Origin of the sequence: Haliea sp. E17 (assembly GCF_048323675.1) — a bacterium.
Classification (GTDB): domain Bacteria; phylum Pseudomonadota; class Gammaproteobacteria; order Pseudomonadales; family Halieaceae; genus Mangrovimicrobium.
This window is the reverse complement of the sequence record NZ_JBLWFK010000008.1, coordinates 157,769-173,501: the sequence shown is the minus strand read 5'-3', so window position 1 is coordinate 173,501 and position 15,733 is coordinate 157,769. Positions and strand designations below refer to the sequence as shown.

Here is a 15,733-nt window from a genome sequence, read left to right as displayed (position 1 = left end):
CCGAAACAAGCGCCAGCCGATGTCGCAGATCAACGTCGTACCCTATATCGACGTGATGCTGGTCCTGCTGATTATATTCATGGTTACCGCGCCCATGCTGATGCAGGGGGTGCAGGTGGACCTGCCCGAGGCCAGCGCCGAGCCGGTGGAAAACCAGGACAGCGAGCCGCTGATCGTCTCGGTCGACGCCCAGGGCCAGCTGTTCCTGAATCTCGGCAACGAGAAGCAGGTGCTGGAGCTGGCGACTATTCGCGAGCGGGTGTCCACGGTGATCCGCCGCAAACCGGATACCCCCGTACTGATCTGGGGCGACCGCGCCGTACCCTACGGCCAGGTAGTCACGGTCATGGTCGCCCTGCAGGAAGCGGGAGCCCCCAGCGTCGGCCTGGTGACCGAGGACCCGAATTGAACGCGGATTCGGTCTATGCCCCGCCGGTGATGCCGCGCATCGTCGTGCGCCCGGCGCTTGCGTCGGTCGCCCTGCATTTGCTGATTCTGGCCGCCATGCTGTTTCACTGGGGCAGCAGCTCGGAGCCGAAAGTCATCCAGGCGCGGGTCATCCCCAAGGCCATCGAGGCCCGCCTGGTCGACGCCAGTGAGCTGAAAGCCAAGCCGAAACCGGCGCCCAAACCACAGCCGAAGGTGGAATCCAAACCCAGGCCCCAGCCGAAGGTAGAACCGAAACCGAAGGTGGAGCCCAAGCCGACCCCGAAGCCCAAGGCGGAACCCAAGCCGCAACCGAAGGCAGAGCCGAAACCGGAGCCCAGGCCCGAACCGCGTATCTCCGACGAGGAACTGGCGCGGATAGCCCGCCAGGACCTGGCCCGGGCCATCTCCTCCGAGAACCAGGCACTGGAGGCGGCGGCAACGGCGGATGAGTTGGCCAACAGTTACGCCGCCCTGATCCAGCAGACGGTGGTGGGATACTGGAGCCGTCCGCCCAGCGCCCGCAACGGCATGGAGGCGGAACTGCGCCTGCAACTGGTGCCCACGGGTGAAATTGTCAGCGTGCAGGTGATACGCTCGAGTGGCAACGCGGCCTTCGACAACTCCGCGGTGAACGCGGTGAACAAGGCGGGCAGTTTTCCCGAGTTGCGCAACCTGCCGCGCGAGGAATTTGAACGGACCTTCAGGCGCTTTCGCCTGATTTTCAGACCAGAGGATTTACGTTACTGATGAAACGCTTGCTATTGGCACTTGTGCCCGTTGTATTGTCCCTTGTGACCCTCGGCGCGCGAGCGGAACTCGCCATCGAGATTACCCAGGGCATCGACAACCCCACGGCGATAGCCGTCGTGCCCTTCGCCTGGCAGGGCGAAGGCGCCGCGTCGCCGGAAGACATCGCGGCGATCGTCGATTCCGACCTGTCGCGCAGCGGCCAGTTCGCGCCGATCTCGCGCAACGACATGCTAGGGCGCCCGAGCCGCGAGCAGGATATTTTCTACCGCGACTGGCGCGCCATCAGCGCCGAGTACCTGCTGATCGGCAAGGTATCCACCCAGGGCACCCAGATGCGGGTGGATTACGAACTCTACGACGTGGTGCGCCAGAAGCAGGCGGCGACGGGCAGTGAAAGCGGCCCGGTCAACGAGGCGCGGATGATCGCCCATCGGGTCTCCGATGCGATCTATGAAAAACTGACCGGAATCCCCGGCGCCTTTGCGACCCGCCTGCTGTATGTCGCGGTAACCCACGTGCCGGGCCAGAAGGATTACTTCCGCCTGACCCTCGCGGACTCGGACGGCGCGCGGCCCATCGTGCTGCTGGAATCCCGCGAACCGGTGCTGGCGCCGAACTGGTCGCCGGACGGCAAGCAGATTGCGTACGTGTCCTTCGAGACCGGTCGCCCGGCCATCTACCGGCAGAACCTGACCACCGGGGCCCGCGAGCAGCTGACCAACTTCAAGGGCCTCAACAGTTCACCGGCGTGGTCGCCGGATGGCCAGAACATGGCCATGGTGCTGTCCAAGGACGGCAGTCCCGACCTCTACCTGATGAACCTGGCGACCAAGAAACTGACCCGCCTGACCAAGCACTACGCGATCGACACCGAACCGACCTGGATGCCCGACGGCAGCGCCATCCTCTTTACCTCCGATCGCGGCGGTCGGCCGCAGATTTACCGCTATACACTGCGCACCGGCAATATCGACCGGGTGACTTTTGAAGGCGGTTACAACGCCCGTGCACGGGTTGCCCAGGACGGCCGCAACGTGGTGCTGGTGCACCAGCAGGACCGCCGTTTCCACATCGCCGTGGTGGACCTGGTGACAAATCGGGTACAAATTCTCACTTCCACAGAATTGGACGAAAGCCCCAGTATCGCGCCTAATGGCTCTATGGTATTGTACGCGACTAAACATGACGGCCGCGGAATACTGGCAGCAGTATCTGTGGACGGCGGTGTTAAGTTCAGGCTGCCGGCACGGGAAGGTGACGTGCGCGAGCCGGCTTGGTCACCCTATATGAGCCGCTGACCGGGCTCTAAACGTTTTTGTAACGAACTTTTTCTCTTTAAGGAAGGGACATATGAAATATTTGCCTGTTGCCGGTAAAGCACTGATCGTACTGCTGACTGCAGTGCTCGTGGCTGCCTGCTCCAGCAGTGCGAAAAAAGACGACGATGCAGCAGCGAAAGCTGCGGCTGATGCAGCAGCTGCCGCCCAGGCGGAACAGCAGCGCATCGCTGCCGCTGCCGCCGCCGAGCAGCAACGTCTGAAAGACGCCGCCGCCACTTACGGCAACGTCTTCTACTTTGATTTCGACAGCTACACCCTGAAGCCCGAAGCGATCGAAGCCCTGAACGCCTATATCGCGTACTACAAGTCCAATGAAGAGTCCGTGCGCCTGGAAGGCAACACCGACGAGCGTGGTACCCGTGAGTACAACATGGCCCTGGGCGAGCGTCGTGCCAACGCAGTTCGCGACTACATGGTTGTCAATGGCCTCCCCAGCTACCGCATCGAAACCGTCAGCTACGGTGAAGAGCGTCCGCTGGCCATGGGCAGCGGCGAGTCCAACTGGGCGCAGAACCGGCGCGTCGAACTGAAGTAATACGCCTATGGCGAACATAAGCAAATGGCTTGTGGCAAGCGGGCTGGTCCTGGTGACCAGCCCGTTCTGTTTTACGGCCTGTGCACAGGATTACGTGGATGTGGAAGCGGAGCGCGGTTCGCGTACCACTCCCGCATCACCAGCCACTGCCTCACCGGAGGCTAGCTCCCCGGGTGACTACAGTGCAGGCTCCGCCGCGCCCGACTACGCGGCCCCCCCAGGATCAACGGCCCCCGCCACCAGTTACGGAATGAATGACGGCCCGGCCGGCCCCGCGGTGACCAGTGCCCCGCAGTCTTCCCTCAGTGCACCTCCCGTGCAGGCAGATACTGCCGCGGTTGGCGGTATGGGGGCGATGTTTAATGAAGTCCAGCAATTGCGCCAGGAAGTCATGCGGCTCAATGGCCGGGTGGAAGAACTGAGCAACGAGCTCAACCAGCTGAAATCCCAGAGCCTGGATCGCTACCGCGATCTCGACCAGCGCCTCGGTGGCAGCGCGGCTGGCGCGGGCCCCTCGGCCTCGGTAGCCCCGGCGGCTGGCGGCGCCATCGCCATGGGTTCGGCCCAGGAAATCCCCGGTGAGGCCGATGCCTATCGCGCGGCCTACGCCCTGGTGAGGGAGCAGTCCTTCAAACCCGCGGTAGACGCATTCAATGCTTTCCTGCGGCAGTACCCGGACGGCAAGTACGCCCCCAACGCCCATTACTGGCTCGGCGAACTGTACCTGGTCATCGACCCGCCGGATCCGGAAGCGTCCCGGCAGGCCTTTTCACTGCTGCTCAGCGAGTACCCGGATAACCCCAAGGCACCCGATGCCATGTTCAAGCTGGGCAAGGTGTATTACCTCAAGGGCAATCGCGCCAAGTCGCGCGAATACCTCGACCGGGTTATCAACGAGTACGGTAACAGCAACAGTTCCGCGGTACAGATGGCCAGGGATTTCATCACCCAGAACTTTTGACGGGCGCCCTGCCGGCACCTGTTAAACGCAGCCGCAAACACAGCGCGCCCGAGCCATGACCGGGTCGGGCGTGTGACCCGGGTTCAGGCCCGATGTGTTTTCATCACCGCAAAATCGGCTACCCTTTTCCAGACAACCGCCAGGCTTTACCACGCCGGGAACCAACATGAGCAACATGCAGGCGCAGGGCGCAGATACCCTGCGAATCACGGAAATTTTCTATTCGCTGCAGGGCGAGACCCGCACCGTGGGCCTGCCCACGGTGTTCGTGCGCCTGACGGGTTGCCCGCTGCGCTGTGTCTACTGTGATACTGCCTACGCATTCAGCGGCGGGGAAATTCGCCAAATCGACGATATCCTGGCGACGGTGGGTAGTTTCAATCCGCGCTTTGTCACGGTCACCGGTGGCGAACCCCTGGCGCAGCCCAACTGCCTGCCCCTGCTTGCCCGCCTGTGCGATGCGGGCTACGAGGTTTCGCTGGAAACCAGCGGCGCGCTGAGTGTAGCGGGTGTGGACCCGCGGGTGGTCAAGGTGCTGGACCTGAAAACGCCGGCTTCCGGCGAGATGTCGCGCAATGACTATGACAACATCCCCCTGTTGACGCACAGGGACCAGGTAAAGTTTGTGGTCTGCAACCGCGAGGACTACGAGTGGGCGCGTTTCACCCTCGACAAGTATGACCTGGTCTCCCGGGTGTCCGACGTACTGTTCTCGCCCAGCCACGCGGATTTGCCCGGACGGCAACTGGCCGAGTGGATGCTGGAGGACAACCTGCCGGTGCGCATGCAGTTGCAGTTGCATAAGCTCCTGTGGAACGACGAACCGGGGCACTGACGGGGCGGAGCGCATATGAGTGGACAAAAACCTGCCGTCATCCTGGTCTCCGGTGGACTGGATTCGGCCACCGTACTGGCCATGGCTCGCAAGCAGGGTTATGCCTGTTACACACTGAGTTTCGATTACGGCCAACGGCACCGCGCCGAATTGCTGGCAGCGGAGCGGGTCTCTGCCGCTCTCGGCGATGTCGAACACAAGGTGGTGAAGCTCAACCTCGACAGTATCGGCGGCTCTGCGTTGACCGATGCCGCTATCGCCGTACCGGAAACCGAGACCACCGGGATTCCGGTGACCTATGTGCCGGCGCGCAATACTGTGTTTCTGTCCATCGCCCTGGGCTGGGCGGAGGTGCTGGGCGCCCAGGATATATTTATCGGTGTAAACGCCGTGGATTACTCCGGCTACCCCGATTGTCGCCCGGAATATGTCGCGGCCTTCGAAACCATGGCCAACCTGGCGACCCGGCTCGGTGTCGAGGGTCACAAACTGACTATCCACGCGCCGCTGATGAACATGGGCAAGGATGAGATCATCCGCCAGGGGCTGGCGCTGGGGGTGGATTACGCGCTCACCGTGTCCTGCTACCAGGCCTCCGACGAGGGTGTGGCCTGCGGCAAATGCGATGCCTGCCGCCTGCGTCGCCAGGGTTTCATCGATGCCGGCGTGGCGGATCCAACCCGCTACGGCTAAGATAACCGTCAGCGGAAAAAATGACTTCCCGGGGCTTGAGTTTTCTTCCTAAATCCGTAAGATACGCACCTCCTCTGAGGGCCGTTAGCTCAGTTGGTAGAGCAGTTGGCTTTTAACCAATTGGTCGCTGGTTCGAATCCAGCACGGCCCACCATTTCGCCCAGCGCAAGTCTCGTTGCGGCTTTTGACACTACCCTCTAAATACGTTTGGCTGCGAAGCACGTCGTTTAGCCCTGTTTCCGTCCCGTGCAGGATCAGGCCGGCCGTTCTCCGCGCGAGTGCCTGTGCCTGCAAGCAACTTCTGGCGGCAGCCTTCGCCCTTCCGGCCATTCTCAGCGGCCGATTCCTGTAATCCTTATCCGTGGATCACCTTTACTTCAGCGAGTGTTATACACTGGAGAAAAAAGGACACTGGATCGGGTGATGCGCATGATTGAAGCCTCCGAATCAGCACTGCGGCCACTACCGGGCTGCGAGCTGTCGATGGTGCAACTGGCGGAGGCTTCGGGCGAACCCGGGTGGGGATCCGGGGCAGGCATACCGGAAGGTATCGCGACGCTTCGCTGACCATGGGCCTCGCTAAGCTTCGCCAGTTTCTGCTGGGCGGTGGCGTGGTCTACCTCTACGCTATTTTTGTCGCCGGATTTTTCCTGATGCCAATGGCCGCGGGGCATCGGCGCGTGTTCTACATCCTGGTAGTTCCCGCGGTTTTGCTGCTGTGGCGAGAACTGCTGGCGTTCTACCGCCACAACCTCCTGGCCGGGTTGATCCTGGTGTACGCCGGTTACATGTTGTCCTCACTGGCCTGGACCGCGAACTTCAGCGGGATCGGAGCCTTCTGGGTAACCTGGTACGGATTCTGTGTCCTCTCCTTTGTACTGCTTAGCGGCTACCTCTGGGTCAGTTACCCGCAACAGATGCAGTACCTTGCCGGCCGGGCCGTGTGGCTGGCGGCGGCCGCCGCACTGGTGTCGACGGTAGTATGGTACCTGCACAACCCCTTCCCGGATTCGCGACTCGAACCGCTGGGGGTGATGCATCATCCGAACAAGAGCGGCTGTGCCTACGGACTCTTCCTGGTGCTGGCAATCCACCAATTGCGCAGGTCCGATGCGCGCCGGGAAAAACTGATGTATCTCGCCGCGGCGTTGATCCTGGCCGGGCTGGTTGTGCTGACCCAGTCGCGTACCGCATTGCTGGCCGTCTGTGTCGGACTGTTTGCCCTGGTCGGGCGCCGCGCCATTGCTCCGGTCATCGCAACTGTGGCCGCCAGTTGGCTGCTGGTGGCGGTGACGCCGGGGCTGTGGAACGCGCGAGTCCTGTTGTTTTCTTTCCGCCCCGGAATCTGGGCGCAGGTGCTGAGCGAAGTGCCGGATCACTTCTGGTTCGGGCACGGTTACCTGGTCGATACCGTGGTCCCTGCTTATGGTAAGCTCTTCAGCCATGCCCATAACAGCTATCTGGCAACCCTGCGCGATGGCGGCGCCGTTGGTGTCGTCCTTCTGCTCGTTCTCCTGGCCGTCGCCCTGCGATGGGGCTGGCAGATGCGCACGCGCTCCGGCGAGCCAATCTACCTGGCGTTGCTGTTGTATGGTGCGCTCTCCCTCGTCCTCGACTACGACCGCCTGCTGGTTCATCCCACGGAACTCTGGCTGTTCTTCTGGCTGCCGGTGGCCCTGGTAATGGCAGTGTGGCCGGCATATCGCGAACGGGATCGCACGCGTGCTGGCGGGGTGTCCCGGGCATGATGGCCAAGCGAGTCCCCAGTTGCTCCGTCGCGAAGCTGGCCAGCCTGACCGGCGCCGGTTGTATGGTGGGATAGCAGACAGACATGACCGCCGCCAATTTACTTGCAGTGCCCCGTATCGCGATCTGCGTATGCACGCACGGGCGATCACGGCAACTCGCGGGACTGCTGGATGTGCTGTCGGCTATCGACCTGGAAGAATATCCGCCGGAGCGCGTTGAACTCATTGTCATCGACAACCGTCCGGGTCGGGAAACCCGTGAACTCTGTGAGCGGATGGCGCCCTCCCTGCCGATCGTTCTGCATTACGCGGAGGAGCCGCAACCGGGGCTTACCTACGCCCGCAATCGCGCGGTGGCGGTGGCGTTGGCACGCAACGCCGACTTTGTTGCCTTCATCGACGACGATGATCGACCGCGCCCCGACTGGTTGCTGCGCCTCCTGGAACAGCAGTCGACCAGTGGCGCTGACCTGGTTTTCGGCTCGTGGGTGCTGGATGCGGATCTGCCGCCGTGGGTCAGGGAATCCGGAATCTTCCGTTCACCCGACAAACCCAAGCGCAACAAGGAGCGGCGCTACGGCCTGCCGCATTTCGCCTCCGGTTGTAACCTCCTTGCAGGGCGTGAAATTCTTGAGCGGGTGGGTGCAGCAGGCCCGGTTTTTGACCACCATTTCCGTTTTTCAGGGGGGGAGGACAAGGACTTTTTCCTGCGCGCCCACCGCCTGGGCGCAACGCTGGCCTGTGCTGAGCGCTCGATCATTCAGCGCAGTCATGACTGCGAACGCTACTCGCTGCGCGGCTTGCTGCGTCGCGGTATGAAAAATGGCTGTTCCCAGATCAACCTGGCAATGGTCCACGGGGATCGCCGGCGCCGGCTGCGTCTGTTGGGTGCGGCTTGCCTGAAGTTCCTGGTCTCGCTGGTGTTACTGCCTTTCTCGGTGTTTTCACCGAACCAGTTCCGCCATCACCTCTACCGGCTGGCAAAATCCTGGGGCATCATTTACACCAGCCTGAGTGGCCGAGGTCTCAACTATTACTCGCGCTGAAACCGGTGCAGGAGAGCGGCGCGACTGGCGCCCTGCGTTGCCCGCCTGGACGCCCATGGGTTAGTCTCGGTTACTGCCGTGCACTCGCACGGAAACATGCAAGCAGAACAACATCCGGTAGCGACGTGGTAGCGTTGCCCTGCAAGGGGTGGGGCTGGGGGCACAACGTGAATTTCAAAGTCCATCAACCGGCGGCCAGTTGGCTGTCCGCAGCCGGGTTATGCCTCGCGCTATCTGTCCTGCCAGCCTCCGCCGATACCCGGGATGCTCTGCTCGCGGAACTGGAGGCGCAGGACAGTCTCAGCGGTATCCAGGGTTTCGACCACTCGCTCGACGAACGCCTGGAGCCGGGCCTCGAAAAAGCCGCCCTGCTCAGGGAAATCGGCTACCGCTACGAATCCTTCAACGCCATAGACGACGCCTTCGACGCCTATGATCGCTCTGTGCATATGCTGGAAGCGCTGCCGCCCGGCGAGGAGCTCGTGCAGTCCCTCGGCGAGCGGTCCTACATTACCTACCTGCGGACGGGCGAGCGCGAGGACTACTGCCCGGACCGGGAGCGAGCTGTGGCCATCGCGCGGGACCTCGGCAATGCCGAGGTGCAGGTCGAGGCCCTGGTCAAGCGGGCCTTTTGCTATGACCAGCCGGAGACAGTGCGCCGGGCCATGGCCGACCTGCAGGAGGCCATGGATGTGGCCTTGCAGGCGAAGCTGGCGAAAGACGCACAGGCCATGATTTTCAATGTCAGCGGCAACCTGTACCGCAGTCTCGATCTCTACGACCGGAGTTACGACGCCTACTACCACGCCTACCTGATCTGGCGCGACCAGGGCGAGGAGTCTGATGCTTTCAACATGCTGCATAACCTCGTTGGCTCCGCGATCCCGCTGGGTCGCTGGGCAGAGGCCGAGCAACACGTGCAGGCCTTGTCTTCGATAGCGGAGCGGGCCGGAGACGACAACGACTACGCGTTCTTTACCCGCTTCAACCGGGGCCGACTGGCGTTGGCCCGGGGAGACTACGCCGCCGCGGAGGCGGCGCTGGGCGCGGCGATTGAGCTCGGCCCGACTACCGCGGAAACCCGCTTCGTCCATCACTCCCGGATGCTGCGTGGAATCGCGCGGTTCTGGCAGCAGGACCTGCCGGGGGCGCGCGCGGATTTGCAGGAATATGCTGCGGCCGCGGGAGCCGATGACGCGGAGTACCAGTATTACAGCCGCCTGGCGGATGCCATCACCCGCAACGACAGTGAGCTGCTGGTCACCGCGCTACAGGCGTGGCGCCAGCGGGAGCTGGACAAGCGTATCGCCTTTCTCGACGCCAACACCCGCCTGTTCACCGCGGAACACGAGAGCAAGATCGCGGCCTACGAGTCGGACCTGCTGAAGCAGCGCCTGGAATTGCAGAACCTGGAGCTGGCGCGGGCGGAAGACAGCGCGCGCCTGGCCCGGCAGTCGAACCTGATTCTCGGCCTGCTGGCGCTGATACTGGTGGGCCTGGCGAGCTGGCTGGTATACCGCCTGCGCCTGCACCGGGAGCGCGCCTCGACCGACTTTCTCACCGGGGTCGCCAACCGCGCCCGGGTTTTCGAGCGCGGCAACCAACTGTTCCAGCGCGCAACGCGCAGGCAGCAGCCGTTGGCCGTGGTACTGATCGATATCGATCATTTCAAGCGGGTCAACGACCGCTACGGTCACGAGGTGGGGGACCGGGCCTTGCGGTCGACGGTGGCCGCCCTCGGTGGTTGCCTCGACAAGGGGGAGCTACTGGGTCGCCTGGGTGGCGAGGAGTTCATTGTCATCCTCCCCCGCCACACCGCCGAACAGGCCCGCGTGCGTGCGGAGACCATGCGCCGGGCGGTGAAGGAGAGCGCGCGCTTCCAGCATGCTGGCCGCATTACCGTAGATTTCACCGCCAGCCTTGGGGTGGCGGCGGGTGGCGCCGCCGCGGACTTCCAGGGCCTGGTCAATCGGGCGGACGCCGCGCTCTACAGCGCCAAGGCCGCGGGCCGCGATCGGGTCATGCTCGCCAGCAGTCTCGATACGCCGGACGCAGCCATCGTGGGCAGCCGGAAAACCGCCCGCACGGGCTGATAAGGAGCGGCGCTGGTTTCCGTCGCCGCTGGGGCATCACTTGCCCTCGCTCCTGGCCAGTGCGTCAGCCAGTCCCTTCACGTTTTCCGCGCCCGCCAGTACTTCGATGGTTGAACCCTCGAAGTCGTTTTCAACCGGCTGGGCGCGGCCTCCCAGGCACTCGTGGGCCAGGAAGCCTTCCATCACCGCGTAAAAGGCCAGCCGGTTTTCCGGTCGGGCGAAGCCGTGGCCCTCGTCGGGGAAATTCACATAGGTGACCGGCAGGCCTTTCTCTTCCATGGTTGCCACCAGTTGGTCGGACTCCAGTTTGGTCACCCGCGGGTCGTTTTCACCCTGGCCGATAAGCAGCGGGGCGCGGATGTGATCCACCCTGGAGATGGCTGAGCGGGAGAGCATGTCCGCGCGGTCCGCTGCCACTTCCGGATTGCCGACAAATTTGTACCAGGAGCCCTCCAGCAGGGGCTTCCAGTATTCCGGGAAGCTCTCCACCAGGGTGACCAGGCTGGAAGGGCCGACCAGGTCGACACCGCAGGCAAACCTGTCGGGGGTGAAGGTCACGCCGATCAGGGTGGCGTAACCGCCATAGGATCCACCGGCGATGGCGACTGTGTCGGGCCGGGTGATGCCCGCGTTGATCGCCCAGTCCACACCGTCGATCAGGTCGTCGTGCATCTTGCCCGAGAATTCGTGAATGGCCGCATTGACGAAATCCTTGCCGAAGCCGGTGGAGCCGCGGTAATTCACCGAAAGTACCGCGTAGCCGCGGTTGGCGAGCCACTGGTGCCAGCTGTTGTAACCGTAGCTGTCCCGGACCCAGGGGCCACCGTGCACGGCGAGTACCAGGGGGACCGGCTGCTCCGGCCGGCCGTCGCCGTCGCTGTCACTGCCCGGCGGCAGCGTGAGATAGGAAACCAGTGTCAGCCCGTCGCGCGCGGGGATCTCGACCGGCCACATCGCCTGCAGGGGGGCGCCTTCCAGCTCCGGTCGCGTGGCGAACATCGGCGTGAGCGCCTGCTGTTCGCGGTCGTACAGGTAGTACACCCCGGGGGCGGTGGCGGATTCCGCATGCACTACCATGCGCGACAGGTCGTCGGTCGTGGCGGTTATCTGGATGTCGCCCTCCAGCTGCGACTCCAGGAATTGCAGGTCTTTGGCGGCGGCGGGGTCCAGCGCGTGCCACCTGGCGCGCAGGTATTCGGAACTGTAGGCCAGGGGTTCGCGGGTCGTCGGGTGCAGCAGGACATTATTGATATCGGCGCGCGGGTCGCTGGCAATCACTTCGACAGAGCCGTCTTCCGCGCTGACGGAAACCAGGGCGGCAGTGTTGCGACCGCGGCTGTCGATTATGTAGATGCGGTCGTTGGTGGCGTTGAAACCCACGGCACTGGTGATCATGAAGTCCTCGGCGGGAATGGTCGTGAGCTGCTTGCCCTGCATGTCGACGACCCGGGAAACTCCGCCCGGGGACTGGATGACGCCGAAACGGGGAGTCAGGCTATGGTCGACGATCCACGAGGCGTAACCGGGGTTTTCCGCGACCAGGGTGCGCTCGCCGCTGCGCACGTCCACCAGGTAGAGGTCGACATACTGCGGGTCGCGTTCATTGAGGCCGACCAGGATGTAGTCCGGCTTGTCCCGCGACAGTGCCTGGATGCTTGCCCGCGCACCCGGCGCCACCGGAGTCAGGTCACGGACTTCGCCGGTGCTGATGTCGCTGGCGTAGACGTGGAAGTTTTCGTCCCCCCCCTGGTCCTGCACATAGTAGATATAGGCCGAGTTGGGGGCCCAGTAATGTAAACGGATACCGCGGTAGGTATCGCCGGTTACCGCAACGGCCTGGTCCGGCGCAGCGGCGGGGGCGACCCACACATTCAGGACACCGTCTTTCGGCGCAATCCAGCTGAGGTGGCGGCCGTCGGGGCTGATGCGGCCCTGGGTGCGCTGGGGATTGCCGAAGATTGCCTCGCGATTGATCAGGCTGGCGGCCTCGGCAGCACTTTTGCCCGTTCCCGCGCTGCCTGCGCAGCCAGTGAAAAAGGCGATTGCCAGAACGAACAGTATCCGTTGCATGCGGTTTCCTCCTGCAAAGTTCCAGAGTATAGCCGGGTACGACTGCCTCGCAGCGGTCAGCGCATTTTTGGCCACTTACGGGCAATTACCACGCTCTTTACCACGCTGCGGTCACGGCCCCTTCCACGCTCTTGCCGGACGATGTCATTGATCCCCGGAATCCGGCCGCGATGGGCGGACCCTCCGGAGCCAGAGACAAGACAATCATTCCGACAGGAGTCCACCATGAACAACATTGTATTTGCGGAGTACCTCTGGATTGACGGTACCCGCCCGACCGCCCAACTTCGTTCCAGGGCGCGCGTCGTGAGCGTGCCCGGCAACCCCGCACCGGCGGATTTCCCGAGCTGGGGTTTCGACGGTTCCTCCACGGGCCAGGCCAGCAGCGACAACGCCGATTGCCTGTTACAACCGGTGCGCGTCTACCGGGATCCCCTGCGCCCCGGCCACCATTTCCTGGTGCTGTGTGAAGTCCTTGCCGCGGACGGCAGGCCCCACTCCTCCAACAAGCGTATCCAGCTGCGGGCGCTGCTGGATATCGTTGCGGCGAACGAGTCCCCCTGGCTGGGCTTCGAACAGCAATACACGCTGTTCGAGAGCGGGCTGCCGCTGGGTTTTGAACCCGGCTCGAATCCGCGGCCCCAGGGGTCACACTATTGCGCTGTGGGCGGTGACTGCATTCGTGGCCGGGATTTTGTCGACACGCATGCCACCGCCTGCGTGAAAGCCGGGATCCTGTTTTATGGCAGCAATGGCGGTGGAATGCCGGGGCAGTGGGAATTCCAGGTCGGCCAGCGGGGATTCCGCGGTGAAGACCCGGGCGCGCTGCGCGTAGCGGACGATCTATGGGTAGCGCGTTATCTGCTGTACCGCTGCGGTGAACGCCTCGGCGTCAGCGTATCGCTGGACCCGAAACCCGTGCCGGGTGACTGGGCCGGGGCGGGACTGCACACCAGTTTTTCCACTCTGTCGACGCGGAATCCCGGCCTCGGGCTCGCCGCCATTTACCGGCTCATCGATATCCTCGAGGAAGTCCATGCCGATCATCTTCGTCATTATGGCGAGCGCCTCGCGGAGCGCCTGACCGGTCGACAATCGACATCGGACTTCGCCGCGTTCAGCTACGGCGTTGCGCACCGCGGCGCCTCTATCAGGATTCCCCAGTCAGTCGCCCAGCAGGGCCAGGGCTACCTGGAGGATCGCCGCCCCGGGGCCAATGCGGATCCCTATGTCGTCGCCAGTTGCCTGGTGGGCGCGATAGGCCGCTTGCTGTCGAAACCGGGCGAGCGGGCGGCCTGAATTTCCCGGCACCGCGGTGGCCAGGGTGATCATGCGGTCGGTAATTCGCGGGTCCCGCCGGACTTTGGGAAGATGGCTCGGCCGCGGTGGATACTGGGGAATGTGCCGGAAAATCGCGTTTTTGAAATGCGCCTGCGTGTACTCATGATACTCTGCGAAAGGCGTAATTCTTGACCCGGGTAGCTGTACCTCCCCGGATACAGAGGGGCGATTATCCGGCTGGACAGTAGGAATGGCCGTGGGTATAGCGTGTGAAGCAGCGCGGAATCTTCCGGATTTCAGTGGTAGGAAGGCGGTAGGCAATGGGGAAACTTCGGATACGCACCCTGGGTGAATTCGCGGTGGAGCGCGACGGCAAAGCCCTGAAGCTGCCGGCATCCCGGCGCACCCGGGCGCTGCTGGCCTACCTGGCGATCACCGGCCGCCCCCACCGGCGCGACCGCTTGTGCGAATTACTCTGGGAGATTCCCGATGACCCTCGCGGCGCCCTGCGCTGGTCCCTGAGCAAGATCCGGCCACTGGTCAATGACGACGCCGGTGAACGCCTGCATGCGGATCGCGAACGGGTGTCCCTGGGGGCGCCGGACCTGGAAGTCGACCTGGCATCGCTCGCGGCGGACCTGGAAGCACCCGACCTGGCTATCGGCAGCCTGGACCGCCTGTTGGAAGCGCTCGCAGAACCGTTCCTCGACAGCATGGACCTGCCCGACCAGTCGCTGTTCCAGGCCTGGCTGACGGCAGAGCGCGAGGATATCCATCGACTGAGGGGGCGGGCGTTGCGGCGGCTGGCGGTTCACCGGGACCTTGCCCCCGAGCGGGTGCTGGCGGTTGCCCGAGCCTGGTCTGCCAGCGAGCCCTACAGTACCGACGCGGCGACCCACCTGGTCAGCCGTCTCGAGCAGTTTGGCCGGGCGTCCGACGCGGCGGCAATGCGCGGGGAACTGGCTGCGCGATTCCAGAATGCCGGCATCGCCTGGTTGCCGCAGCCCGCGGCCGCGGCGGTGCCCGGCCCGGCCGCAGTGGATACCCCGCGGCAATTTCTCGCCCGCCAGAAAATCCAGTTCTGTACAGCCTCGGATGCGGTGCGCATCGCCTATGCCAGCGTTGGCGAGGGCAGGCCGATCGTCAAGGCGGCCAACTGGCTGAGCCACCTCGAACTGGACTGGGATGCACCCATCTGGAGCCCCCTGTTCCGGGAACTGGCCCGGGACCACCAGGTCATCCGCTACGACGAGCGCGGCAACGGCCTCTCCGACTGGGATGTGGCGGACCTCAGTTTCGAAGCCTTTGTCACCGACCTCGAAACCGTGGTCGATACCGCCGGACTGGACCGCTTCGCGCTGCTCGGCATTTCCCAGGGTGCTGCGGTGTCCATCGAGTATGCGGTGCGCCACCCCGAACGGGTCTCCCGGCTGATCCTGTTCGGCGGTTACCCCCAGGGCTGGCGGGTCAACGCCAGCGAGCAGACCATTCGCGAGCGCGAGGCGGTAATGACACTGACCGCCTCGGGCTGGGGCCAGGACAATCCCGCCTATCGGCAGATTTTCTCCTCCACCTTCCTGCCCAGCGCGAGCACCGACGAACTCAACTGGTTCAATGAATTCCAGCGCCTCACCACCTCGCCGGAAAACGCGGTGCGCTTCCTGTCGGCCTTTGGCGATATCGATGTGCGCCAACGACTGGCCCGGGTGACGGTGCCGACGCTGGTGATTCACTCCCTCGGCGATCACCGCATTCCCGTGGCGACCGGGAGGGATATCGCCGCCAGTATTCCCGGCGCGGAATTCCTCGGGTTGGAAAGTGACGGCCACCTGCTGCTGGGTCGCGAGCCGGCCTCGCAGGTGTTTGTCGAGGCGGTCAGGGAGTTTGTCGACCGGGATTGAAGACGGCTTTGGCTCGGGATCGACACACGTCATTGATCAAAGCAACTCAAA

At 63.6% G+C, this 15,733-nt stretch carries 13 protein-coding genes and 1 tRNA gene; 13 read left to right on the top strand and 1 reads right to left on the bottom strand.

Annotated features, from left to right (window positions below):
* Positions 1-19: 19 nt before the first annotated feature.
* From tolR to ACNKU3_RS19325, 11 genes are all read left to right on the top strand, one after another.
* Positions 20-409 carry a protein TolR gene (gene tolR / locus ACNKU3_RS19375; RefSeq protein ID WP_418261238.1) on the top strand — a complete coding sequence of 130 codons (390 nt, stop codon included), beginning with the start codon at positions 20-22 and terminating at the stop codon, positions 407-409.
* Positions 406-1,176: a TonB family protein gene (locus ACNKU3_RS19370; RefSeq protein WP_418261217.1), complete on the top strand. Its 771-nt coding sequence runs from the start codon at positions 406-408 to the stop codon at positions 1,174-1,176. The genes tolR and ACNKU3_RS19370 overlap by 4 nt, the downstream gene beginning before the upstream one ends.
* The gene (gene tolB / locus ACNKU3_RS19365) at positions 1,176-2,477 is read left to right on the top strand and encodes a Tol-Pal system beta propeller repeat protein TolB (protein WP_418261216.1); all 1,302 of its coding nucleotides are present in this window, start codon (positions 1,176-1,178) and stop codon (positions 2,475-2,477) included. The genes ACNKU3_RS19370 and tolB overlap by 1 nt, the downstream gene beginning before the upstream one ends.
* 52 nt (positions 2,478-2,529) lie before the next feature.
* Positions 2,530-3,054 carry a peptidoglycan-associated lipoprotein Pal gene (gene pal / locus ACNKU3_RS19360; protein ID WP_418261214.1) on the top strand — a complete coding sequence of 175 codons (525 nt, stop codon included), beginning with the start codon at positions 2,530-2,532 and terminating at the stop codon, positions 3,052-3,054.
* 355 nt (positions 3,055-3,409) lie between these two features.
* Positions 3,410-4,015, top strand: coding sequence for a tol-pal system protein YbgF (gene ybgF / locus ACNKU3_RS19355; protein ID WP_418261213.1), 606 nt, complete (start codon positions 3,410-3,412; stop codon positions 4,013-4,015).
* A 175-nt stretch (positions 4,016-4,190) separates the two neighbouring features.
* Positions 4,191-4,850 carry a 7-carboxy-7-deazaguanine synthase QueE gene (gene queE, locus ACNKU3_RS19350; RefSeq protein WP_418261237.1) on the top strand — a complete coding sequence of 220 codons (660 nt, stop codon included), beginning with the start codon at positions 4,191-4,193 and terminating at the stop codon, positions 4,848-4,850.
* 15 nt (positions 4,851-4,865) lie between these two features.
* Positions 4,866-5,543, top strand: coding sequence for a 7-cyano-7-deazaguanine synthase QueC (gene queC, locus ACNKU3_RS19345; protein ID WP_418261212.1), 678 nt, complete (start codon positions 4,866-4,868; stop codon positions 5,541-5,543).
* 78 nt (positions 5,544-5,621) lie between these two features.
* Positions 5,622-5,697 (top strand) — tRNA-Lys (locus ACNKU3_RS19340).
* A 415-nt stretch (positions 5,698-6,112) separates the two neighbouring features.
* The gene (locus ACNKU3_RS19335; RefSeq protein ID WP_418261211.1) at positions 6,113-7,291 is read left to right on the top strand and encodes an O-antigen ligase family protein; all 1,179 of its coding nucleotides are present in this window, start codon (positions 6,113-6,115) and stop codon (positions 7,289-7,291) included.
* An 83-nt stretch (positions 7,292-7,374) separates the two neighbouring features.
* Positions 7,375-8,337, top strand: coding sequence for a glycosyltransferase (locus tag ACNKU3_RS19330; protein ID WP_418261210.1), 963 nt, complete (start codon positions 7,375-7,377; stop codon positions 8,335-8,337).
* A 167-nt stretch (positions 8,338-8,504) separates the two neighbouring features.
* Positions 8,505-10,430 (top strand): diguanylate cyclase domain-containing protein, encoded by a 1,926-nt coding sequence (locus ACNKU3_RS19325; protein WP_418261209.1) that lies wholly within the window; start codon positions 8,505-8,507, stop codon positions 10,428-10,430.
* Positions 10,431-10,466: 36 nt separating this feature from the next.
* Here the strand turns inward: ACNKU3_RS19325 and ACNKU3_RS19320 are convergent, their stop codons facing one another.
* A complete protein-coding gene (locus ACNKU3_RS19320; RefSeq protein WP_418261208.1) occupies positions 10,467-12,500 on the bottom strand; it encodes a S9 family peptidase in 2,034 nt (677 codons plus the stop codon).
* 225 nt (positions 12,501-12,725) lie between these two features.
* Here ACNKU3_RS19320 and ACNKU3_RS19315 point away from each other — a divergent pair, with 225 nt between their 5' ends.
* Both ACNKU3_RS19315 and ACNKU3_RS19310 read left to right on the top strand, forming a co-directional pair.
* Complete coding sequence (locus ACNKU3_RS19315) at positions 12,726-13,799, top strand: glutamine synthetase beta-grasp domain-containing protein (protein WP_418261207.1); 1,074 nt, start codon at positions 12,726-12,728, stop codon at positions 13,797-13,799.
* A 302-nt stretch (positions 13,800-14,101) separates the two neighbouring features.
* Complete coding sequence (locus ACNKU3_RS19310; RefSeq protein WP_418261206.1) at positions 14,102-15,682, top strand: alpha/beta fold hydrolase; 1,581 nt, start codon at positions 14,102-14,104, stop codon at positions 15,680-15,682.
* Positions 15,683-15,733 lie beyond the last annotated feature (51 nt).

Bases quoted from the DNA above. Each gene is read 5' to 3' on its own strand.
- tolR (WP_418261238.1), top strand. From the start codon at position 20: ATGTCGCAGATCAACGTCGTACCCTATATCGACGTGATGCTGGTCCTG.
- tolB (WP_418261216.1), top strand. From the start codon at position 1,176: ATGAAACGCTTGCTATTGGCACTTGTGCCCGTTGTATTGTCCCTTGTG.
- pal (WP_418261214.1), top strand. From the start codon at position 2,530: ATGAAATATTTGCCTGTTGCCGGTAAAGCACTGATCGTACTGCTGACT.
- ybgF (WP_418261213.1), top strand. From the start codon at position 3,410: ATGTTTAATGAAGTCCAGCAATTGCGCCAGGAAGTCATGCGGCTCAAT.
- queE (WP_418261237.1), top strand. From the start codon at position 4,191: ATGCAGGCGCAGGGCGCAGATACCCTGCGAATCACGGAAATTTTCTAT.
- queC (WP_418261212.1), top strand. From the start codon at position 4,866: ATGAGTGGACAAAAACCTGCCGTCATCCTGGTCTCCGGTGGACTGGAT.
- ACNKU3_RS19335 (WP_418261211.1), top strand. From the start codon at position 6,113: ATGGGCCTCGCTAAGCTTCGCCAGTTTCTGCTGGGCGGTGGCGTGGTC.
- ACNKU3_RS19330 (WP_418261210.1), top strand. From the start codon at position 7,375: ATGACCGCCGCCAATTTACTTGCAGTGCCCCGTATCGCGATCTGCGTA.
- ACNKU3_RS19320 (WP_418261208.1), bottom strand. From the start codon at position 12,500: ATGCAACGGATACTGTTCGTTCTGGCAATCGCCTTTTTCACTGGCTGC.
- ACNKU3_RS19315 (WP_418261207.1), top strand. From the start codon at position 12,726: ATGAACAACATTGTATTTGCGGAGTACCTCTGGATTGACGGTACCCGC.
- ACNKU3_RS19310 (WP_418261206.1), top strand. From the start codon at position 14,102: ATGGGGAAACTTCGGATACGCACCCTGGGTGAATTCGCGGTGGAGCGC.